Source organism: Brevibacillus sp. NL20B1 (assembly GCF_018195675.1).
GTDB lineage: Bacteria > Bacillota > Bacilli > Brevibacillales > Brevibacillaceae > Brevibacillus > Brevibacillus aydinogluensis.
In genome coordinates this window covers 21,546-43,471 of record NZ_JAGTPT010000031.1, presented here as the reverse complement: position 1 = coordinate 43,471, position 21,926 = coordinate 21,546, and the positions used below count along the sequence as shown (strand labels likewise).

Below are 21,926 nucleotides of genomic sequence, written 5' to 3'. Positions count from 1 at the left end.
TTATGTAATCGAATTTTACCATGAAGGAGAAGTTACGATAGGCTTAGCTAACGAAAGATAAGATATATTGATGAACCCCCAACGAGTAACCAACACTCGTCTGGGGTTTTTTCGTGTAATAGGCTTGTCTCCCCCTGCAAGGGCATGGTTGGCTGAGTGTCAAACACAATAAGAAATGATTATTGACGGTTGGGCAGAAGCATTTGTTTAACCACTAATTTTAGGTATAAGTATAATCTTAGTAAGAGTTATTTATTAAATGAGTTGTAAAAAGGAGGAAGAAAGTGAAAAAACACATAAGGCTCACATTCCTGGTAATATTACTCGTCATCGGAAGTCTGGTTGTGTATGAGTTTTATCAGGTGAAGCACAATACATCATTATTGGTGAAAAATATACAATTACAATTAACCAAGCACGACATTGGCCAATTTACAAAAGTAACTGTTCACATTATTGGGGAGATACCCAAGGGGTCCACAAAACTAACGATATTCGCTGATAACAGATATCTTGAATTTAGTCCGAAATCTTTTCAAGAGGAAAACGGAATTACATACGAAGGACAAAAGGCAGGAGGAGCAGATACAATATTTTCCCTTACGCCCGATTTTGATGGAGATCTGACCATAAGCTACCTGAGAAAGGGAGAGATATACAATCCTCCTCTCATCTACGCTTATATCGAATCGCAAATTGACAGTTTCCTATTCCGAGATACGAAAGTTTGGAGTAAAATCTTTGAGCTTAAGGGCTAAGACTTCTTAATTTGAAAGAGTAATAACCAACAAAAAGCGTACGAAAAGAGCATCCTGGTGCCAGTAGTTAAGATTTTTATAACTGCCTTACTGAAACGCTTAACCAACGAGTTGCGCAATAATAGTAAAATCCAACTGGAGTGAGAAAATGAAAAAAGCCACGTATTTTCTTACTGCGATACTATTGATACCAGTAGCCATTATTGGATATCTTGCATTTACTCAAGAAAAGAAATACTACAAGATATCTGATTTTGCCCCTGCTGAATTTGTTGACATGCTGAAAAGGAACGAGCTGGATTTTAAGGTGGAACAAGATGGTTCCCTCTGGTTAAATGTAAACGATGAGGCTGATTATGTGGCTTGTTGTACCTAAGCTGGCTGACTTTCGAACAAGCACGCTAATTTGTTTACAGCATATCCCCGATTATATCTCCCTCAAGCCCAACAAAATCTGTAACAATTGATAAACAACTGGAAATGTGTGAAAATGGAGGGGGAGGAGGCGATTCCCGTGGAAAATATTGTGTTGTGGATCATAATCGCTGCTGTCCAATTCCTTATCCTGTATTGGGTTGTAAAACGCGCAATCGATCGTTCGGAAACCAGTTATGGATTGAAACGAATATATCAAGTGCTAATCGAAATTAGGGAGGAACTGAAAAAACGGAATTAGCAAGTACTATGATTCAGCTATGCAGCGATAAAACAGCCATGAAGCAGGGTGTTTGCATGAACGACTTTGCCAGCGTAGTCGTGTCCATGTTTCCGGATCATTGGAACATAAACGAAGATCCAAAAAGAGATTCCGACGCAAGTACGTTGTTAGTAGAACATTTCGACCTCATTTCTTCGCGGTTTCGAGCACAATCATTTATCCTCGACAGATTCCCGAAAACCATTGAAGACAACAACAAGGCCGCTTCCCTTGCCTTATCAAGGAAAAGATCGCGACTGCGATTCTGAATAAACTTCATCAGCATGACCGTGATCATGTATATATCGAAGAACTCGCTGACCTGGAAGTATTGCTGGAGCTGGGTCTGCGGGAAGCTGTTTCGACTGTATTTGTTTTTGAAAAGATGCAGGTATGTATCTGGTCAAACTATGATTTGAACATGCCGATGTTCATCGGAAATCCAGAAAGTATGGAAATGATTGGAGCCGTTGTAACAACAGAAGGTTTGTACCTGCGCGATTCGCATGGAGAATCGCGCTGGACTGTCAGCAAATGAACCGGCGTCCGCGGCCGCATGTGGTCCCATACGCCGGTTTTCCTTTTTCGGACATGCTTTTTTCGGCTGAGATGCCGGCTCCGACGATCAGGACGCGTTCAAAGAAATGACAAGGAATGCATGGTGAGATGTGCGCCATATAAGTGGACAATCATGTATAATGATCGTAAAAAATTTCCGTTTTTTGGAGTTTTGTAACTTCGAGTCGTGGGTGAGAGCAGATGAAAACGTTGACTGACCATCAACTGGAGTACCTTCTGTCTAAAACAGACGAGAAGCTGACACGTGTTGTCAAAGAGCTGGCAGATATCAAATATGCGTTGGACCAATCTTCCATTTTGGCCATTACCGATCATCGCGGCATCATTATGCACGCCAATGATCAGTTTTGTGCCATCTCGAAATATACACGGGAAGAACTGATCGGCCAGGATCATCGCATTTTGAATTCGGGGTACCATTCGAAAGAGTTCTTCAAGGAGATGTGGGCGACCATTGGAGCGGGGCAAGTCTGGCGCGGCGAAATACGCAATCGGGCAAAGGACGGTTCCTTTTACTGGGTGGACACCACCATTGTGCCGTTTGTAAACGAACAGGGGAAACCGTATCAGTACGTCTCGATCCGAAATGATATCAGTCTGCGCAAGAAAGCCGAAGAAGAGGCGAGGCAAAGTGAAGAAAAGTATCGCGTGATTGCGGAAAACTGCTCCGATTTAATTGCCATCATTGATTGCGAAGGCACGTTTCTGTACCTTTCTCCATCGCATCAGACCTTTTTCGGCGATGATGCAGGCGAGCTGGGGACAAGTCATTTGCTGCAATGGGTGCATGAAGAAGATCGCGAACTGGTGACGAATTATCTCAAGGAAATCTGTGCAGCGCGAAAAGCGTCATCTCTACTGGAATTTCGTGTCCGCACCAACAGCGGACGGGTCCTCTATCTGGAAACAAAAGGGAACCCGATCCTGGACTCGTGCGGCGATGTAAAGAACCTGGTGCTCGTCATGCGGGACGTAACGGAAAGAAAACAATGGGAACAAACCATTTTCCATTTGGCCTACCATGATACGTTGACGGATCTGCCCAACCGCAGGCTCTTTGTTGATCGCTTGCGAAAAGAAGTGTACCAGGCGAAGCGATTCCAGTCCCAATTGGCGGTCATGTTTCTCGACGTGGACCGGTTTAAGCAAATCAACGATTCGTGGGGACATGAAGTGGGCGATGTCATCCTCGCAGAGATTGCGAAAAGAATCAAGCAGTGCCTCGGGGAAAACGATGTGGTCGCTCGTTTGGGAGGAGACGAGTTTACCATCTTGCTGCCCCACATATCGGGCAGAGACCAGGTGGATCAAATCGCCCAGAGAATTCGCGAGCGGCTGGAAGAACCGCTGGAGGTTAATGGCCGACAGCACAATCTTTCCTGCAGCATGGGCATTGCTGTCTTTCCTGCAGATGGACGAGAGGCCGACGAGCTGCTGAAACGGGCGGATATGGCGCTGTATTTTGTGAAAGAACGCGGAAGGAATGGATTTGAATTTTTCCATCCGTCCATTGAAGAGAAATCGTTGGAACGCATCCTGTTGGAAAATGAACTGCGTAAAGCGATGGAGCACGAGCATTTCCACATTGATTATCAACCCAAATATGAGCTGCTGACCGGAAAGCTGGTGGGAGCGGAGGCGCTTGTCCGCTGGAATCATCCGGAATTGGGAAGAATCCCGCCCAACAAGTTTATTCCGATCGCAGAAGAGACAGGGCTGATCGTCCCGATCGGGGAATGGATTCTGCGCCGTGCTTGCGAGCAAAATCGAGCCTGGCAGGCAGAAGGGTACGCCCCTTTTCGCGTATCGGTCAATCTGTCCGTACGGCAGTTTTTTCAACCCGATCTGGTGGAGAGAGTCAGGGAGATTCTGGAGGATACCGGACTGGAACCGCAGTGGCTGGAGCTTGAGATTACGGAGAGCATCTTCGCGGAAACGGACAATGCGGTCCCGATCCTGCAATCGATTCGCGATCTGGGCGTCCATATTTCGATCGATGACTTTGGAACGGGCTACAGCTCGTTCAGCTACGTCAAACATCTCCCGGTCGACACGATAAAAATTGACGCTTCCTTTATTCGGGATGTGCACACGAACAAGGAAAGTCAGGCGATTGTCCGGGCGATCTTGACCATTGCCCAAACCCTGCACCTGAATGTGATTGCCGAGGGTGTGGAAAGGGAAGAGCAGTTGGCTTTCCTGCATGCAGAAGGCTGCCGCGAAGGACAAGGCTATCTGTTCAGCAAACCAATCCCGCGTCAGGAAATAGAAACCTTGCTGAAAGCGGCTGAGGCGTGACCACACACGTCGAACTCGTCAGGTTTATTTTCCGAACGATCAGGGTATCTGCAGGAGAGAGGTGAAATCATGGAACTGCATATACCCAATTTCAAGGCGCTGCAGAAGGAACGTGCCAAACAATTAATTGAAGAAGTCCTGGCGCTGAACAATTCAGCCGACAGAGTGACTGTGAAACAGTTCATTTTCATCCTGAACGAACTGTTGCGAATAAAGGGGATCGTCTCGCCGGTGTCGGAAGTGATGATTGTCGTTTCACAGAAAAAGCCCGATCTGTATCATGCGGCACGACTGTCGATCTCGCAAGCCAGCCATTTGAAAATGCTGTTTGAAATCAGAGGAGATGCAGCGTTGGCTGAAGAACGGTTGCTGGCATTTTGTTCAGGCATCGCAAAAGCGACATGACAGCAGTCACTCGGAAATCGAGTGGCTGTCAGCGTGTAGTCAAAGTTCGCGGCGCATGGGAGATCGGGCCCGCTCGCTCTCTTGACGCCCAGTACAGAAGCGGATGAAGTTCGCTCCAAAACGAGACGCGGGCAGGGGACAAACATCTGGGTGTTTCGATGAAGTGAGACTTGTGTCCCCTGTTGATTCCCGCGTCTTCGTTTTTCCGCTGAGTCGGTCGTCAAAGGAGCTCGCTTGGCCCATCCCGCCATGCGATGCCCATTGTCTTCCGCTTCGGTTGATGAATGGGCAGGCCTTTCGGCCTGGAAATCATTTTTTGTGGACGCTAACTCAATGAACCGTTTGTCTTCAGTCTGGCAGTCACTCGGAAATCGAGTGGCTGTTTCTTTTGCAGCGGCCACGTACTCTCAATCACTTATCCACAGTTTGTTAATAACTCTGTTGGTAAATGTGTGAATACTTTTATTTCATGCACAATCAAGTCGTTGGAATCGAGCGGAACGGTTTTCTTGTGCCTGTTGTTGGTCTGTCACTGACCGAAAGCAGTCCAGAGCGTATGTGGTATAAATTGTTGATGGCCAATATAATTGACTGGTGCCATAATACGAGACAGCATGATATCAAAGTCATAGAATCGGGAAAAGAGTCATGAAACGAAGCATTGGTATTGCCGCATTAACGCTGATTCAAATCGCGCTGACAGTCTGGCTGGTCATGCAGGTGCCTGTGAGCGTCGCCTGGCTTGTATTGGTAGCCGCTGCCCTGCTGTACGGTCTGTTCCTGTACTTGTCCCCACTCGGCTCCTTCACCTTGCTGGTCGCCGTCATTTTGCTACACGCCTTTTTTGCTGTGGCACAGGGATGGAAATTGGGGTGGGACATTGGTACGCAATCCCAATCCATCGTATATCAGCTTGCGGTGTTGGTGCTGATGGCTGCGTCATGGGCGCAGGCGACTGAGCTGCGCAGGTGGGCACGTCAATATGAGGAAGCGCAGCGGCAGATTGCCGCGCTGCGCAAAATGGACGAGGCGGTGTCTGTGCTCAGTGCAAATGAGTTTAAGGACCGCTTGAAAGCGATCATGGTCTCCCTGCGCCGGCGAAACGAACCGGGCATGATTGTGTTTGTGCCCGTTCCTTCATACGTTGACGGGTTTGGCGGTCAGCGCTACACGCCGGAAACGGTGCTGCAGGTGGTGGGAGAGGCGGCGCTTAAGTCCGTGCGCGATCAGTTTGACATTGTGGGACGCATTTCGCCCTCGACGATCGCGATTGTGCTGCAGCGCTGCGACCGGGAAGGGGCTCATCGCATGCTGCGGCGGTTTCACCGGCTGCTGCACCAGCAGCGCAGGATTCGCGCAGACCTGGTCATGTCGTGGGTGCGGCTTGAAGACTTGTTCGTGTTCCAGGACTGGTCTGCGGTGGAGGCCCTGCTGGAAGAATGGAGTGCGGATTATGACGCATCCGTGCAGCGGAGAGGAGTTCCTGAACCGTGTCAGTGATCCTGCCTGTTATTGCGGCCTTGTTTTGGCTGCTGCTTCTCTATTATTCGGTGCTGTGTGTCGCCGGTCTTGCGTTCCGGTCAAAAACGGCTCCATCCCCTCCGCTTGACGAATACCCCAGCGTCGCCATTCTCATCGCCGCCTACAATGAGGAAAAGGTCTTGGCCCAGACGCTGGATGCCATGGCGAGACTAAAGTATGACGGGCCGCTGACGGTGTATGTACTGAACGACAGTTCCTCCGACGCCACCGGGGACATCGCCGACTATTACGCGTCGATGTTTCCCCACATTCGTCATGTCAAAGTCCCCCCGGGAACGCCGAAGGGAAAGGGACGGGTGCTGAACTACGGTCTGACGCTGGCGCGGGAACAATACATCGCCGTGTATGACGCCGACAACCAGCCGGAGCCGGACGCCCTGCGGCTGTTGATCGAGGCGGCCGTGCAGACGCCGGGGGCGGCAGGGGCTGTCGGCTACGTGAAAACCCTGAACGCGGAGAAAAACGGGCTGACGCGAATGATCGCCCTGGAGTTTGCCGTCTTCCAACTGCTGATGCAATGCGGACGGTGGTATTTGTTTGGCTTGGGAACGCTGACCGGAACCAATCTGGTGGTGAAGCGCGAGGCGATTGTCGCCGCTGGCGGCTGGGATTCGTCCGCCCTGGCCGAGGATGCCGACCTGTCGATCTCGCTTGCCGCTTTGGGAGGGAAGCTGCCGATTGTACCGCAGGCGCGCTCATGGGAGCAGGAGCCTCAGACATTTGCCGTGTGGCTGAGACAGCGAACGAGATGGATGCAGGGCAACTTGCAGTTGATCGGTAAAATGTTTGAACAGCCGGCGTGGCGCGAGCGGCACGTTGTTTTGCACGCGGTTCACATTTTGTCCATCTACATTGTGTTTGCGGCTGTCTTGTTCATTTCCGATGCGTGGTTTCTGTTGGGCGTGCTGGGGATCGTCCACACGTCGTACACGGTCCCCCTGCTCCTGCTGTGGTTTGAGGCGTGGCTGATCTACGTGATCCAACTCTTGAGCGCGGAAGTGGCGGACGACATGGCAAGTCCCGTCAATCTGGCCGTCTCCTTTATCATGTATGTTACCTATTCGCAGCTGTGGCTGTTCCTGCTGGTGCGCGCCGCTGTCCTGGAGTACAAGCGTCGGCGCGTGAACGTGGAGCCGGTATGGGACAAGACCCTCAGATTTTAGACAGGCGATATTACTGGCCCTTCGTCGTTTACCGGCGAAGGGTATTTTTTTGGACACAGTGGTGAGCCGGGCGAGCGCATGACAGGGGGCATTGACCATTACGCGTTCTCGTGGTAGTTTGATACTATCTTCTCTTTGGTATTTTTTCCTATCTGACAAGGTCGTGAGCGAACAGTCTGAGACGCAAGTCCCTATCAATCGGAGGAGTAGAGACATGAGATGGACGATTGGCAGAAAAGTAACCGCCGGATTTTTATCAGTCGTACTTCTTTTGGTAATGGTAAGCGGCCTGTCACTTTACTTCCTCAATAAAGTGGACAGTTCGTTCTCTGAAGTCATGAACCGAAGAGCTGTCATTCTCTTGAACGCGAAGAACATTCAAGTGAACGCGACCCAACTGAACAACAGTTTGCGAGACTATTTGCTGACCCACAATGCAGCATCGCTGCAGCGAGTGGAGGATACAAGCAAGACGTTGTCGGAATTGGTCTCAATCTCCATGGAACTGGCCGATACGCAGGAAACCAAAGTGTATCTCAGCCAGATTGAACAACTGAACAAGCAGTTCCAAAAATCGAAAAGTCTGATCGTTTCAGTAGGGAACGAGCAGGCTCTGGCCTTTGCCACGACCTCATTGTTTCCGATTTCACGGGATATGCAAACCATCGCGGAACAGATCAGTGAACGACAGCAGAAGCTCATGACCCAGGCCACTCAGGAAAACGCCGCGATGGTAAACAGCGTGGAGATAACGGTATGGGTGATCAGCGGGATCGCGGTCATCCTGGCGATTGGCATTGGCTACGTGGTATCCCGACTGATTTCGCGGCCCGTTGTGCGGCTCAAGTCCTCGGTTGAAACGATTGCGTCCGGCGACCTGACGGCAGACGATCTTTCTGTAACCAACAAAGACGAGATCGGGGAACTGGTTCATTCCTTTACGGTCATGAAAAACAATTTGCGCGGCTTGATTCAGCAGGTGCGCATCAGCGCCGAGCAGGTGGCTGCTTCCGCTGAAGAGCTGACAGCCAGTGCGGAGCAAACAAGTAAAGCTACGGAGCAAATCGCCTCCACTGTGCAGGAAGTCGCCTCAGGCTCCGAGCAGCAGGCCGTCAGTGTGGGGCAAAGCGCCCAGATTGTTCAAGAGATGGCGCAGGGAATCCAACAAATTGCGGCAAACGCCCAGCAGGTATCCGCCTCGTCCATACAGGCAGCCCAGGTGGCAGAGGAAGGGAATCGGGCGATCCAAACCGCCGGCGAACAGATGGGATCGATTCACGACAAGGTGAACGATCTGGCAGCAGTCATCAAGGAATTGGGCGAACGTTCCGCAGAAATCGGCCAGATTGTTCAGGTGATCTCCGACATCGCCTCTCAAACCAATCTGTTGGCGCTGAACGCAGCCATCGAAGCGGCAAGAGCGGGTGAGCACGGGCGGGGATTTGCGGTCGTTGCCGATGAAGTGCGCAAACTTGCGGAGCAGTCGGCGGCGTCTGCAAATCAAATCCACGACGTCATTTCGTTGATCCACGGGCAGATGGAGAAGGCGGTCACTTCCATGGATCAGGTAAAAGATGAAGTGAACGAAGGAATGGACGTCGTGACCCAGGCAGGGACGTCTTTCGCGCACATCCAGCGCTCCGTGAATGATGTAGCCGTGCAGATTCAGGAGGTTTCCGCCAGCGCGCAGCAGATGTCGGCGTCTGTGGAAGAAATCGTGCGTTCCATCACCTTGATCCGGGAAGTGGCGAATGAAACGGCCGCTGGAACGCAGAATGTGTCTGCCGCTGCGGAAGAGCAGTTGGCCTCGATGGAAGAAATCTCGTCTTCCGCCCTGGCGCTGGCAAAAATGTCTGAGGACTTGCAGCAACATATTTCGCGTTTTCGGGTGTAGAAAAACGTGTTGGAAAAGAACCTCATCGTTATTGATGGGGTCTTTCTGTTGAGTCTGCCTCTTGACATCTTGAAGCACTCGGACAGCTTCGTGATAAAATTGAGAAAGAGTCGCATTAGCTACCCGCTTTCGAATACTTTCTCGGGAGGGAACGAAGATGAATTACCGTCGTCTCGGAAACTCGGGATTGAAAGTGAGCGAAATCAGCCTGGGAAGCTGGCTGACGTACGGAGGCTATGTCGGCAGGGAGGAGGCGATCTCCACCATCGACAAGGCCTATGAACTGGGAATCAACTTCTTCGACACAGCCAACATTTACATGAAGGGGGAAGCGGAGAAGGTGGTCGGTGAGGCCCTGCGGAAGTATCCCCGCGAGTCGTACGTGTTGGCGACCAAAGTCTGGGGACCGATGGGCGATCGACCCAACGACCGGGGATTGTCCCGCAAGCACATCATGGAACAGTGCGAAGCGAGCCTGAAGCGGCTCGGTCTCGATTACATCGACGTGTACTACTGCCACGCCTTCGACAACGACACCCCCATGGAAGAGACGCTGCGGGCGATGGACGATCTCGTCCGGCAGGGCAAGGTGCTGTATGTCGGTATCAGCAACTGGACAGCGGCGCAAATCGCCGAAGCATTATCGATCATGGACAAATACCTGCTGCACCGGATCGTGGCGAATCAACCGCTGTACAACATGTTTGCAAGAGAGATTGAGAAGGAAATCATTCCGCTGTGCGAGCGAAACGGCATCGGACAGGTCGTCTATTCGCCGCTGGCGCAGGGCGTGCTTGCCGGCAAGTACCGAACGGTGAATGAGGCACCTGCGGGCAGCCGGGCGGCCGACAAACGCGGCAATCAGACAGTGAAATCGTGGTTGAAAGAAGAGAACCTGCACAAGGTGGAGCGTCTGCGTCCCATCGCCGAAGAACTGGGGCTTTCCTTGGCCCAGCTTGCGTTGGCCTGGACGCTGCGCCAACCGAACGTCTCCAGCGCGATCATCGGAGCGAGCGTGCCCGAGCAGGTGGAACACAACGTGAAAGCCTCCGGGATGACGATTCCGGACGAGACGCTGGCCACTATCGACAAGATTCTGGAACAGGCATGATGCCATAACCCGGCGCCCCATTTCCGTGGGGCTTGCTGTTTTTTAGCCGGCCCTCTTTCCTCTATCAAGTTCCCGCCGATTTGCCGATATGGTAAACAGAGCATGTATTACTTCTGGTGCAAGCGGGAGGGACATTCGATGAAAAGATGGCTGTCTGCAAGTTTGGTGCTCACCCTGCTGGCCTGTACGCCGCTGGCCGCGGTCCATGCGGAAAAACCGGTAAAAGAAGTCCAAAAAGGGAACGGTGGCGGTCAAGTGGACAAAGACGCCAAGGGAAAGGGCAAGGACAAGGGAAAACCGGATAAGGACAAGCCTTCCGGTTCGACCGCAGGAGGCGTGTCTCCAAAAGAAGCCGTCCAGCAAGCTGTCAAGACCAAGAAGGAACTGATCGAACTGCGTCAGCAGTTGAAGCAAGTCAAAGAGGCAACGGAAGAACTGAAAGCGAAATACGAAGAGCTGACCAGGATGCTGGAGCAGCAGTCCGAACTGAAGCAGGCGCTGGACGTTCAAAAAGAACTGCTCAACCGCTTCTATAAACCAGGCGATCAGAAACTGTTCGACAAGCTGGGCGAACTGTACGAGAAAACGGGCGACACGTCGCTGAAGACGTTTGTCAATGGAAAAGAAGTCGTGATGGACACCGCCCCGTTCGTGGAAAAGGGACGCGCCCTGGTGCCTGTGCGTGCCATCGGCGCTGCGCTGAAGGCCGAGGTGAAGTGGAACGGGGAGACCCGCACCGTCGAAGTGGTGCGCGGCGACAACAAGATCACGCTGTATCTCGATTCCGGCGAAGCGGAAGTGAACGGGGAGAAGATCAAGCTGGAGACCCCGCCGGTGATCAAAAAAGGCCGCCTCTTTTTGCCGCTCCGTTTTATCGGGGAAACGCTGAAGGCAAAAGTCGGTTATCAGGAGAAAGGGGATCTGATCATCATCGAGGATGGCAGCCTGACGGGAACCGACGATATTGACACCACACCGGAGACACCGGCACCAAGCGGAGAAGGGGAAGAACCAGCGCCCTCACCGGCAGCAGACGCGAGCGAAGCGTCAAACACATCGGAATCCGCTGCCTCAGAAACGGCACCAACCGGCGAGGCTTCCGAATCGGCCGGCTCCGGCACACAGACGGTGACGACGCCGTAAAGACAACACTCTGAGTCGAAACGAGAGGGCGAACCATACGCAGGTTTTGCCCTCTCAATTTGTTTTAGAAGGCACCGTGCCCGCATCCAACACGCGTTCCAACGGATACCAAGTTTTCGATGTTGCATTAAGGGCTCACTGTGCTATAGTTGAGTACGAACAGCATCTCTATAAACCTTTACATATAGATGTAGAGAAAAGTTGGGAGAGACGTTATGTTATCCTTTTTGAAAAACATATTGGGGAAAACGCCGACGCCGGAAGATGTGAAAAAACAGGTGCAGGAGGAGTCGGTATTGCCGGTAGCGGATACCGACGTGTCCGAGAAGGCGCCGGAGCAAAAAGAGACGGAGTCCAAGGCGGCTGGCGTGACTACATCCCTGTCGCTGCACGAGTCGTGGGAAAAGCGGCTGACTACGCAGGAGAAATACGCGTTGTCGTTTATGGCACAGGAACTGCCGCCGCTGCAGGAGGGGAATATTTCCCTGGCCGGCATTTCGCTTGTCCCGCACGATGACGGTGTTCAGGTGACGGCTTTCCTGCGCAACGGCACCAACCGGCCTCTGCGCCTGGGGGAGATGCCGCTGGTCGTGTTGTTTGGGGATCAGCAGTTGTTCACCCGACAGACGTTTGACCTGGGAGAGCTGGGCGAAATTCCGCCGTTCGCGGCCAGACCGTGGACGTTTGTGTTTAAGCGGGAGTACTTCCTGCAGGTAAACGTTTTGCTCACCAACTGGAAGATTGCGTTTGAGCTGGCACAGAAAAAATTGGTGCTGCCTCAGCAGTTGGAACTGGAAGAGTCGTGGATCAAGGCGCTGACGGACGAGCAGAAACAGTCCCTGATCGAACTGGCCAAACGGCTGCCGCCGCTAAAGGAAGGGGAAGTCAACATTCAGAGTGTACAGCTTCGCCGGGCGGAGGATGGTGCACTGCACGCGATGCTTTTGATCCGCAATGGGTCGACGCAATCGCTGTCCATCGAAAAGCTGCCGCTCGCCCTTTACGACGCGGCAGGAGACAAGGTGGCGGAAGGGCTGTTTGAACTGGGGGGGTTGACCGTCAACGCCAATACCAGCAAACCGTGGATGTTTATCTACCCCAAAGAAAGTGTGTTGAAGGATGACGCGGACTTCTCTCGCTGGAAGGTGGGCGTGCCGCAGGGGTAAAGCGGGCGTTTAATCGCTTGCGGCCATTTGACCCCGCCCGCCGAAAAGTCTTATCATAGAGAGAAGCTTCATATGTGCTGCGGTCAGGAGAGGAGGATGCAGATGTTTTCCTTTTTTAAGAATTGGTTGAACAAGGAGCAGGGAAAAACGCGCTCCATGGAAGAGTTGAAACAAGAGATTCAGGAAGATGCGGCTGTCGATTTTGCCGAACTGAGCGAACAGGAGGCGGAGGTTGAAGCAGGGGAGTCCGTGCCGGCTGCGGAGGCCGGGAACCAGAAAGTGAGGACGGACCTGTCCCTTCACCCGGCCTGGGAGCAGCAGTTGGACAACGAGAAAAAGTACACCCTCCGTTTTCTGCAGGCACAACTGCCGGATGTGCCGGCCGGAAGCATCAGCGTGACCGGATTCAGCCTGATTCCGAATCCGGAGGGCCTTACTGTGGCAATGTTTGTCCGCAATGGTCTGGATCAACCAGTGCGGTTTAAAGACATTACCCTGGCGATCTATCTGGATGACAAGCCGTTTGCTCGTCAGCGGGTTGACCTGAGCGGAATGGGATCGATCCCGCCGCGCAGCAGCCGTCCGTGGGAAGTATTCTTTCCGGAGGGCACGTACCTGCATGAGAATTTCAGATTCTCACGCTGGAAAGTGATGATGAAGGCGCAGGCCAACCCTTACGTCTGGCCCAAACATCTCGACCTTGACCCGCAGATGGAAGCACGCATGACCGAACGGCAAAAAGACCGCCTGGAGCTCTTGAGCCATTCGCTACCGCCGATTGAAGCCGAAACCGTTGAGGCTACCGGCTTTGACATCGGCTGGACGAAAAGGGGAGAGCTGGTGGTGGCTGTACTGTTCCGCAATGGCTTGCCGGTAGACTATCGCCCGGGTAAATTGACGATCACCGTATCCGACACGGAGGGCGATGTGGTCGCAACCGGGATCATCGACGGCAGCAGCATTCGGGTCCGTCCGCGGACAAGTCGACCGTGGCTGTTTGTCTTCCCGGAAAATGCGGTGAAAAAGAAAAACGCCAGCCTGAAACGATGGATGCTGGAGGTTACCTGACCGCCCCTGCATTTGTTACCTGTATCCGCTGGTCGGGAAATGAGGAGGTTTTGACATGAGTTGGTTGCTGGAAAACTGGTTTGGCTCCAAAGAGAGCCTGGAGCAAGTGCGCGAAGATGTGCACAATCACCTGCAAAAGGAGTCTTATCTGGGCGTGTCCGGGATCGACAATCCGGAGCAGTCGTCCAATCGCATCCCGTCCAAGGAAATGGTCTTGAACCTGCACGGCCCCTGGGGCGATAAGCTGGATGAGCAGGAAGCCGAGCTGATGCAGTACATTCACGACGAGCTGCCGCCCGTGGTGCGGGACGAAGTGGGGATCTTCCCGTTCTTTACTCAGGTGACGCAGGAAGGGTACCTGGTGCTTACCTTTATCCGCAATGCCACCAGCCGCAACATGCTGTTTCAACGGCTGCCGCTGAGACTGGTCACTCCGGATGGAAAAGTCGTCGCCCGCAAAACGTTCCATCTGCTGGAGTTTGGGCCGGTCGGCGACAAGTCGAGCCGTCCGTGTGAGTTCCTGTTCCCGTGGAGCGAGTTTGAGGAGCTGCCGGATAAGGAAGTGCCGCTCACACTGGAATACAAGAAACCTGAGAAAACAGCCGAGCACCCGGAAATGCTGGGCGGAGAGCTGACCGAAGAGGAGCAGCAGCAGTACCAGGACAAGGCAGCTGCTCTGCCGGTTGAAGATGACCTGGTGGACCTGCAGGTGCTGGACATTTTGGATGGAACCAACAACGGCCTGAAGGTGGTCGTGCTGTTCCGCAACGGGCTGAACAAGCGTCTGGAATTTACGGAAGTGCCGATTATCGTGCACGACAAGGCTGGAGATGCAGTGGCCCGCGTCCACTACACGCTGGAAAACCTGAAGGTGGAAGCCAAGGGCAGCCGGATGTGGGCGTTTGAAATCCCGGCAACGTCGATCAAGAAAGAAGGCGTGAAAGCCGCTGATTGCACCGCTTTCATCCCCAAAGCCAAGCAGCAGAAAAAAGGACCGGCTGCGCCTAAAACTTCGCAGCCGAATGGCTTATTGCAATAACGAAACGTTTTAGAACCACCCCCTTTTGCCGCAGTGGCAGAAGGGGGTATTGCTGTTTGGGTGGATGACGTTCCAGGTATTGGATCAACAGGGTTGCGTTTCATCTGTTTGTTCCGCTATGCTAGATAGATAGAAATGGTAGAAAGTACAGAGAAGGGCATGTGACCCGCCACTACCTGATTCCCTGTGTTTCGCCGTCATGGGAAAAACAGGGGAGGAAGGACTGTCATTTTCATGAGGAGAGTTATCATTTTGGGGCTTGTGGTCGCCATCGGATTGGCGGCGGTGATCGCGAATGTCAGAACCGTGTCAGCGGCCGGAATCACGTCGGACCGGTACATCAACAACCAGACCCATCTCAAGCAGATCAAGGCGGACCAGGCGTGGAAAACGGTCAACAGCAACAATTCCATCATCATCGCCGTCCTGGATACAGGGGTGGATGCCAACCATCCCGATTTGAAAGGAAATGTACTGCCGGGGATCAATCTGGTGAATCCGGGAAAGTCTGCGCATGACGACAGCGCAAACGGACACGGCACGGCGGTGGCAGGGATTATCGCGGCCAAGGGGAACAACGGCATCGGGGTGTCCGGGGTGTTGTGGAACGCCCACATCCTGCCGATCAAGGTGCTGGACAAATACGGCCAGCAGGACAATATTGACGTCATCGCCAAGGGGATAAACATGGCGCTGGACCGGGGGGCCAAGGTGATCCTCATGTCGGTCAGCAGCATGTCGTACTCCAAAGCCTTGACGGAGGCGGTCCAGCGGGCGGAAGCGAGCGGAGCGGTGCTGGTGGCGGCCAGCGGCAACGAGAGCGACCGGGTCGCCTATCCGGCTGCGTATCCGACCGTGATCGCTGTCGGGGCGGTCAAAAGCAACAACCAACCGCTGAGCGAGTCCAATTCGGGGCCGGAGTTGAATCTGGTGGCTCCCGGCATGAACGTGTACACCACCAAGCCCGGAGGCAAATACGGCACGTTGAGCGGCACGTCGGCCGCTGCTCCCCAGGTAGCGGGGGCCGCAGCGCTGGTGCTGGCCCGCCGTCCCAACATGTCGCCGTTCGATGTGCGACAACTTCTGTACCAGACCGCCACGGATCTGGGCGAGCGCGGCTGGGACCGGCAGACGGGCTACGGCCTGCTCAATGTCGACCGGGCCGTCCGAAGCAACCCTTCGACGGATTTTCACGAGCCGAACAACAGCATGGGACAAGCCAGTCCGTTTCCCATCGAGTCGCAGATTCGCGGACGGCTCAACCAGTCCGACACGATTGACTGGTACAAGATGGATATTCCCTACGATGGCAAAGTGACGCTGAGGGGTTCTATATCCACTTCGATATCGTCCCCCATGGCCGCCACGTTCTATTCGGAAAATCGTACGCCTGTCACGTATTACATGGGCAACGGCGATACCCTGACGGTTCCGGCCAAGGCCGGACGCATGCTGATCAAACTGGAGCGAACCGGCGGGGTCAACGCGTTTACCTACGTGCTGACCAGCTCGTTTTCGATCAACCCGGACCGCTACGAGCGAAACAACAACATGGATACGGCGCGACCCCTGGTCGGGAATCAGATCAGCGTGACCGGCAATTTTCACGAGGAAGGCGATCAGGACTGGTTTTCCTACTACGTGCGTGAGTATGGCCGGCTGAACATTACGGTTACCCCTGACACCAAGCGAATGGATCTGAACATGCGCATCGGCAAACAGGGGCAGGGATGGGAAGAGTACGACACCTGGGACCGGGACAACCCGGTCGAGCGGGCACAAAAAGATGTGTCGCCGGGCAAGTATTACATACGCATCAGCGAATACTGGGGCAATCAGGTAAACGGGGAGTACCGGCTGGATTTGTCCTTCACGCCGGTTCGCAAGGACGTCAATGAACCAAACGATACGTATCGCCAGGCCTCTCAACTGGCCAACGGCACATTGATGACCGGCACCTTGCCGACCCATACCGATTCAGATTGGTTCCAATTTACCGTGGATTCGGAATCCTACGTCAGCGTTCGTGCGCCGTTTGTCCCCGTGTCCAAGGGGATGCGCATCGAGATCTACGGGTCCCATACCTTTAACTATGCGCTGGCTGCTACCGATCAGGTGGCCCAGTTGTCCGATCAAGGCAAGGAAGTCATCGGATTAAAGCTCAAGCCTGGGAAGTACTACATCCGATTGAGCAGTACGGTCCCGTTCAAATACGATGCCTACCGCCTCACACTGCACAAGGAGAAGCTGGTGGACGGCTATCGGGACATTGCCGGTCACTGGGCTCGCGCCGAAATCGCCCGGCTGACTCGAAAAGGGGTCGTCAAGGGATTTGACAATGCCACGTTTCAGCCGAATCAGCAGGTGACGCGGGCACAATTTGCCACCATGCTGATCCAAGCCATGCGGGCCAAAGGGCTGCCGGTGGGGGCGTATACGGGCCGCAATCCGTTTGGCGACCTGTCCAGCTCCCATTGGGCCTACCAGCCGCTTCTAATGGCGTATAAACTGGGGATTATGCAGGGGTACCCCAACCGGACGATCAAGCCGAACCAGCCCATCTCCCGGGCGGAGATGGCCCAGATGACCGCCCGCGCCCAGAACTTGCTTTTGACCAAGCACTCAAGGTCGTCATACCGTGACGTACCGATCAGCCACTGGGCGTCTCCGGCGATCGAGGCGCTCACCTCCAGAGGTTGGCTGAAGGGCTACGGGAATCTCTTCAAGCCGCAGGGACGCGCGACCCGAGCCGAAGTAGTCGTTCTGTTGGCCAGAGTCTACAAATTGTGATCAACAATTAAAGGAGAGGACATCGAGATGAACAAAGCGACAAAAGGATTGATTGCAGCTGCAGTTGTCGGCACGGCCATTTTTACTTCCCAAGCGATGGCTGACGGCGGAAGCGCCGGCGTGCCGGGTTCTGCAGACGACCCGGTCGTGACGAAAAGCTACGTCGATCAGCAGATTCAGCGAGCGCTGGGCAGCGCAGGCGGCGGGAACAGCGGATTGACCGTGGTGGAGCTGAATCCGGGCCAGACGCTGTACGGCTTTGAAGGGACGGAATTCATCGTCCGCACCGGACAGGTGCAAGCTGTCGCCGGCAACAATGGAGACGGTCTGACCGACATTACACAGGGGGCGGATCTCCGTGCCGGTGCACCGGTTTCCCACAATCACCTGCTCCTGATCGCCCGCTCCGACAACCGCGGATTGCGGCTGGATCCGAACTACAGCGGCGTGGCCTACATCATGGTGCGCGGCAAATACGAAATCCGCTAAGTGCATATTGACACCGAAGAGAAAAACCAGTATTCTATTATGCGAATGGATACTCTTATCCAGAGTAGGCGGAGGGACTGGCCCTATGAAGCCCGGCAACCGACTTGAGCGGTGCTAACCAGCAGAACGGAAATCTGTTCTGGCCGATAAGAGGTAAGGAACGCATCAAAACAAGCACCTTTTCCTCAAACGGAAAAGGTTTTTTTTTGCATGTGCCTTCGACTGATAAGAACCTGTTTCGGCCACCACACTATTTGTATGAGTCTAAAGGAGGTCGTACACATGGCATTGCAAAAAGGTCGTCGCCTGTTCACTTCTGAATCTGTCACCGAAGGTCATCCGGATAAGATTTGTGACCAAATTTCCGACGCCATTCTGGATGCGATCCTGGCAAAGGATCCGAACGCTCGCGTTGCTTGCGAAACGTCCGTAACCACCGGTCTCGTGCTCGTGGCGGGTGAAATTACCACCAACACCTATGTGGACATTCAAAAGCTGGTGCGCGACACGATCCGCGAAATCGGTTATGATCGCGCCAAATTTGGCTTCGACGCGGACACCTGCGGCGTCATCACTGCAATCGGCGAGCAGTCTGCCGACATCGCCCTGGGGGTTGACCAGGCCCTGGAAGCGCGCGAAGGCAAAATGACCGACGAGGAAATCGAAGCGATTGGCGCTGGCGACCAAGGGTTGATGTTTGGGTTTGCCTGCAACGAAACGCCTGAACTGATGCCGCTGCCGATCAGCATGGCGCACAAGCTGGCCCGTCGTCTGACCGAGGTGCGCAAAAACGGCACGCTCAGCTATCTGCGTCCGGACGGCAAAACCCAGGTGACTGTGGAATACGACGGCGACAAGCCGGTTCGCATCGACACCATTGTCATTTCCACCCAACACGCTCCGGAAGTGACGTTGGAACAAATCAAAAAAGACCTGATGGAACACGTCATTAAGCCAATCGTTCCTGCAGAACTGCTGGATGACGAGACCAAGTATTTCATCAACCCGACCGGCCGTTTCGTGATCGGCGGTCCGCAGGGCGACGCCGGCTTGACCGGACGCAAAATCATCGTGGATACTTACGGCGGCTACGCTCGTCACGGCGGCGGCGCGTTTTCCGGCAAAGACCCGACCAAGGTGGACCGTTCCGGTGCATACGCTGCTCGTTACGTAGCGAAGAACATCGTCGCAGCAGGCCTGGCGGACAAGTGCGAAGTGCAGGTAGCGTACGCCATTGGTGTGGCACAGCCTGTGTCCATCAGCGTGGATACGTTTGGCACCGGCAAGATCGCCGAGGAGGAGCTGGTGAAGCTCATCCGCAAGCACTTTGACCTGCGCCCGGCAGGTATCATCAAACAGCTTGACCTGCGTCGTCCGATCTACAAACAGACTGCGGCATACGGTCACTTTGGGCGTAATGACCTGAATGTGCCGTGGGAGAAGACAGACAAGGCAGAAGCGCTGAAACAGGACGCTGCCGGTCTGTTGAAATAACAACCGAGTAGGGAGAGCCTAGTGCACGCACTAGGCTTTTTTTCTTGGATAGGAATGGTAATCTGGTCATAAAGGAATCCGTTCTCTGGTGTCGAATCACTATGTAGGCTTAAGGAGGGATTTTGTTGCCGAAAAGGTGGCCCTTCTTCCTTTTCATTCTGGTGTCGTTCGGTCTGGTCGTGACTGCCGGACTGCTCGGGGGTGTGCATCTTCCAAATACCTACATGCCGAAAGTGCAACATTTTCCCCCGGTTCCTACGTCTATAAGCACAAGCGGGGATGATACTGCTGCAGCGCGGGAACGAACGGTAGAAAAAGAGGATGCCGTCGTACCCAGGCAGTGGTATCGAAATCGGGTGGTGGTGCTGACTTACCACCATGTGTCGAATCAATCGAACCAACGCTATGTGATTGACCCGGACCAATTTGCCCGGCATATGGCGTTTTTGCGCGAGAATGACCTGCATCCGATTTCGTTGTCGGAGTTTTTGCGTTTTGTCGACACTGGCGTGCTGTCTACCGACAACGCCGTGCTGATTACGTTTGACGATGGATACGAGAGTTACTACACGCATGCGTTTCCCGTGCTGCGGCAGTACCAGTTTCCATCCGTCAATTTTGCTATTGCAGGTCGGCTGCGGGACACCGCGGAGCGCAAGCGAGAAAATATGACGACACCGTTGACTCGCCAACAGATAAACGAAATGCTCGTTTCCGGGCTGGTGGATATCGGCTCACACACATACAGTCTGCATGAACAAGCCGCCAGCAACGAATGGGGAGAATGGGGGCCCGAGACTGCTCCCGTTTACATGGAGGATCTGCAGCGCTTGGAAAACGAGCAGGAATACCGGAACCGATTGTACGTTGACTTTACCATGTCCCGTGTCGGCCTGAGCGATCTGGTGGGCCGACCGGTGGAAACCATATCCTTGCCGTTCGGCTTTTTTAATGACATCGTTCTGCAGACCGCCCAACAAGCAGGCTACCGTTACGTGTTCAACTCCAATCCGGGAGTGGTGACACCCGGCGTCAATCCGCTTAAGATCCCGCGTTTTGACGTCGGCTCGCGCGAGATGGATACTGCCCAACTCCACCAGCTGTTTACGAAAGCGAAAAACGGATTTGAAGGAGAGCAGGAATGAACCAGGCAATCAGCATCAGCATGTTGGATGGAGTAATTAAACGAACGATTGAGACGGTGGAGGCAAGCAAGGCGCAAATCTTTGAGATTTCCGAACATGCACGCCAGCAGGGTAACACGTTAAAGCTGGAATTGCATGAATTGCGACAAGAAATTTCCAAAGTGATTCAGAAGGTGGATGCGCTGGAGCTCGCCTACCGCAAGTCGCGCAACCGGCTGGTGCTGGTGAGCCGCAACTTCCACACCTATACGGAAGAAGACATCCGCATCGCGTACGAGGAAGCGAGCCGGATCCAGGTAGAGTTGTCCATATTTCGGGAACGGGAAAACAACCTGAAGCGCAGGCGCAATGATCTGGAGCGGCAGCTTCGCAACCTGGAGGAGACGATCGAGCGGGCAGAAAAGCTTGTCACGCAGATGGGCGTTGTGCTTGGATATCTGACTGGCGACTTGAGCAAGGTCGACGAAGCACTGGAGACGGCCAAACAGCATCAGATGATGGGATTGAAAATTATTCAGGCCCAAGAGGAAGAACGGAAGCGCGTCGCGCGTGAAATTCACGACGGTCCAGCCCAATCGATGGCAAACGTGGTGCTGCGCTCGGAAATTGTAGAGAAGATGCTGAAAAATGACCGCATTCTGGAAGCGCAGATGGAACTGCACGAACTGAAAGAAATGGTCCGCATGAGTTTGGCCGATGTGAGGCGGATCATTTTTGACTTGCGGCCAATGGCGCTGGACGATTTGGGGCTGGTGCCCACGCTGCAGAAATACATTCAAACTTACGAGGAGCGAACGCAGGTTACCGTCGACTTGGTTGTGTTTGGAGTAGAGCAGCCGCTCAAAAGCTCCGTCAAAGCCGCCATCTTCCGTCTGGTACAGGAATGCCTGAACAACGTGGAAAAGCATGCGGGGGCCAACAAGGTCCAGGTGAAACTGGAGTTTTTGGAGGATGCACTGGTTCTCGTTGTCAAAGATGACGGGATCGGCTTTGATGTAGACCAGCTCACAGCCAAAGGAGGGTCTTTTGGGCTGTTGGGCATGAAGGAGCGGGCGCAACTGCTCGAAGGTACGATGGAGCTGCAGTCGTCGCCTGGAGAAGGAACGAAAGTGATGTTTCAAATACCGGTTAAATATTGAGTGCGA

At 53.7% G+C, this 21,926-nt stretch carries 19 protein-coding genes and 1 riboswitch; all 19 genes read left to right on the top strand.

The genetic code is table 11. The features are described from left to right. Positions 1-284: 284 nt before the first annotated feature. The 19 genes from KDN35_RS17850 to KDN35_RS17760 all read left to right on the top strand — a co-directional run bounded on the left by KDN35_RS17850 (position 285) and on the right by KDN35_RS17760 (position 21,920). The gene (locus KDN35_RS17850; protein ID WP_212133464.1) at positions 285-758 is read left to right on the top strand and encodes a hypothetical protein; all 474 of its coding nucleotides are present in this window, start codon (positions 285-287) and stop codon (positions 756-758) included. A 148-nt stretch (positions 759-906) separates the two neighbouring features. Further along, the gene (locus KDN35_RS17845; RefSeq protein WP_212133463.1) at positions 907-1,134 is read left to right on the top strand and encodes a hypothetical protein; all 228 of its coding nucleotides are present in this window, start codon (positions 907-909) and stop codon (positions 1,132-1,134) included. A gap of 308 nt (positions 1,135-1,442) precedes the next feature. Further along, complete coding sequence (locus KDN35_RS17840) at positions 1,443-1,724, top strand: hypothetical protein (protein ID WP_212133461.1); 282 nt, start codon at positions 1,443-1,445, stop codon at positions 1,722-1,724. A gap of 62 nt (positions 1,725-1,786) precedes the next feature. Further along, on the top strand, positions 1,787-1,993 hold the full coding sequence (locus tag KDN35_RS17835; RefSeq protein WP_212133459.1) for a hypothetical protein: 207 nt from the start codon (positions 1,787-1,789) through the stop codon (positions 1,991-1,993). A 221-nt stretch (positions 1,994-2,214) separates the two neighbouring features. Continuing rightward, positions 2,215-4,332: a bifunctional diguanylate cyclase/phosphodiesterase gene (locus KDN35_RS17830; protein WP_212133457.1), complete on the top strand. Its 2,118-nt coding sequence runs from the start codon at positions 2,215-2,217 to the stop codon at positions 4,330-4,332. A gap of 69 nt (positions 4,333-4,401) precedes the next feature. Beyond that, positions 4,402-4,737, top strand: a complete 336-nt coding sequence (locus tag KDN35_RS17825) for a hypothetical protein (protein WP_171564159.1) — start codon at positions 4,402-4,404, stop codon at positions 4,735-4,737. A gap of 648 nt (positions 4,738-5,385) precedes the next feature. Beyond that, a complete protein-coding gene (locus tag KDN35_RS17820; RefSeq protein WP_212133455.1) occupies positions 5,386-6,237 on the top strand; it encodes a GGDEF domain-containing protein in 852 nt (283 codons plus the stop codon). Continuing rightward, positions 6,228-7,442 carry a glycosyltransferase family 2 protein gene (locus tag KDN35_RS17815; RefSeq protein ID WP_171564161.1) on the top strand — a complete coding sequence of 405 codons (1,215 nt, stop codon included), beginning with the start codon at positions 6,228-6,230 and terminating at the stop codon, positions 7,440-7,442. Before KDN35_RS17820 ends, KDN35_RS17815 begins: the two co-directional genes overlap by 10 nt. 214 nt (positions 7,443-7,656) lie before the next feature. After that, positions 7,657-9,336, top strand: a complete 1,680-nt coding sequence (locus tag KDN35_RS17810) for a methyl-accepting chemotaxis protein (RefSeq protein ID WP_171564162.1) — start codon at positions 7,657-7,659, stop codon at positions 9,334-9,336. 157 nt (positions 9,337-9,493) lie between these two features. Continuing rightward, positions 9,494-10,447, top strand: a complete 954-nt coding sequence (locus KDN35_RS17805; RefSeq protein ID WP_171564163.1) for an aldo/keto reductase family protein — start codon at positions 9,494-9,496, stop codon at positions 10,445-10,447. Positions 10,448-10,585: 138 nt separating this feature from the next. Further along, the gene (locus tag KDN35_RS17800) at positions 10,586-11,590 is read left to right on the top strand and encodes a copper amine oxidase N-terminal domain-containing protein (RefSeq protein WP_212133453.1); all 1,005 of its coding nucleotides are present in this window, start codon (positions 10,586-10,588) and stop codon (positions 11,588-11,590) included. A gap of 215 nt (positions 11,591-11,805) precedes the next feature. Beyond that, a complete protein-coding gene (locus tag KDN35_RS17795; RefSeq protein WP_212133451.1) occupies positions 11,806-12,756 on the top strand; it encodes an accessory Sec system S-layer assembly protein in 951 nt (316 codons plus the stop codon). A gap of 102 nt (positions 12,757-12,858) precedes the next feature. Further along, on the top strand, positions 12,859-13,824 hold the full coding sequence (locus tag KDN35_RS17790) for an SLAP domain-containing protein (RefSeq protein WP_171564166.1): 966 nt from the start codon (positions 12,859-12,861) through the stop codon (positions 13,822-13,824). Between the two features lie 55 nt (positions 13,825-13,879). Beyond that, positions 13,880-14,863 carry an SLAP domain-containing protein gene (locus KDN35_RS17785; protein WP_171564167.1) on the top strand — a complete coding sequence of 328 codons (984 nt, stop codon included), beginning with the start codon at positions 13,880-13,882 and terminating at the stop codon, positions 14,861-14,863. Positions 14,864-15,097: 234 nt separating this feature from the next. Further along, entirely contained in the window at positions 15,098-17,653 is a 2,556-nt protein-coding gene (locus KDN35_RS17780; protein WP_171564168.1) for a S8 family peptidase, read from the top strand. A 27-nt stretch (positions 17,654-17,680) separates the two neighbouring features. Continuing rightward, entirely contained in the window at positions 17,681-18,142 is a 462-nt protein-coding gene (locus tag KDN35_RS17775; RefSeq protein ID WP_171564169.1) for a hypothetical protein, read from the top strand. A gap of 52 nt (positions 18,143-18,194) precedes the next feature. Continuing rightward, a riboswitch (SAM riboswitch) is annotated at positions 18,195-18,295 on the top strand. Positions 18,296-18,430: 135 nt separating this feature from the next. Next, positions 18,431-19,636, top strand: a complete 1,206-nt coding sequence (gene metK / locus KDN35_RS17770; RefSeq protein WP_171564204.1) for a methionine adenosyltransferase — start codon at positions 18,431-18,433, stop codon at positions 19,634-19,636. Positions 19,637-19,761: 125 nt separating this feature from the next. After that, the gene (locus KDN35_RS17765) at positions 19,762-20,781 is read left to right on the top strand and encodes a polysaccharide deacetylase family protein (RefSeq protein ID WP_249179184.1); all 1,020 of its coding nucleotides are present in this window, start codon (positions 19,762-19,764) and stop codon (positions 20,779-20,781) included. Next, positions 20,778-21,920, top strand: coding sequence for a sensor histidine kinase (locus tag KDN35_RS17760; protein ID WP_171564170.1), 1,143 nt, complete (start codon positions 20,778-20,780; stop codon positions 21,918-21,920). The genes KDN35_RS17765 and KDN35_RS17760 overlap by 4 nt, the downstream gene beginning before the upstream one ends. Positions 21,921-21,926: the final 6 nt, after the last annotated feature.

Coding starts and splice junctions, on each gene's coding strand:
- KDN35_RS17790 (WP_171564166.1), top strand. CDS start 12,859: ATGTTTTCCTTTTTTAAGAATTGGTTGAACAAGGAGCAGGGAAAAACG.
- KDN35_RS17795 (WP_212133451.1), top strand. CDS start 11,806: ATGTTATCCTTTTTGAAAAACATATTGGGGAAAACGCCGACGCCGGAA.
- KDN35_RS17785 (WP_171564167.1), top strand. CDS start 13,880: ATGAGTTGGTTGCTGGAAAACTGGTTTGGCTCCAAAGAGAGCCTGGAG.
- KDN35_RS17760 (WP_171564170.1), top strand. CDS start 20,778: ATGAACCAGGCAATCAGCATCAGCATGTTGGATGGAGTAATTAAACGA.
- KDN35_RS17805 (WP_171564163.1), top strand. CDS start 9,494: ATGAATTACCGTCGTCTCGGAAACTCGGGATTGAAAGTGAGCGAAATC.
- KDN35_RS17825 (WP_171564159.1), top strand. CDS start 4,402: ATGGAACTGCATATACCCAATTTCAAGGCGCTGCAGAAGGAACGTGCC.
- KDN35_RS17820 (WP_212133455.1), top strand. CDS start 5,386: ATGAAACGAAGCATTGGTATTGCCGCATTAACGCTGATTCAAATCGCG.
- KDN35_RS17840 (WP_212133461.1), top strand. CDS start 1,443: ATGATTCAGCTATGCAGCGATAAAACAGCCATGAAGCAGGGTGTTTGC.
- KDN35_RS17775 (WP_171564169.1), top strand. CDS start 17,681: ATGAACAAAGCGACAAAAGGATTGATTGCAGCTGCAGTTGTCGGCACG.
- KDN35_RS17830 (WP_212133457.1), top strand. CDS start 2,215: ATGAAAACGTTGACTGACCATCAACTGGAGTACCTTCTGTCTAAAACA.
- KDN35_RS17845 (WP_212133463.1), top strand. CDS start 907: ATGAAAAAAGCCACGTATTTTCTTACTGCGATACTATTGATACCAGTA.
- KDN35_RS17810 (WP_171564162.1), top strand. CDS start 7,657: ATGAGATGGACGATTGGCAGAAAAGTAACCGCCGGATTTTTATCAGTC.
- KDN35_RS17780 (WP_171564168.1), top strand. CDS start 15,098: ATGAGGAGAGTTATCATTTTGGGGCTTGTGGTCGCCATCGGATTGGCG.
- KDN35_RS17800 (WP_212133453.1), top strand. CDS start 10,586: ATGAAAAGATGGCTGTCTGCAAGTTTGGTGCTCACCCTGCTGGCCTGT.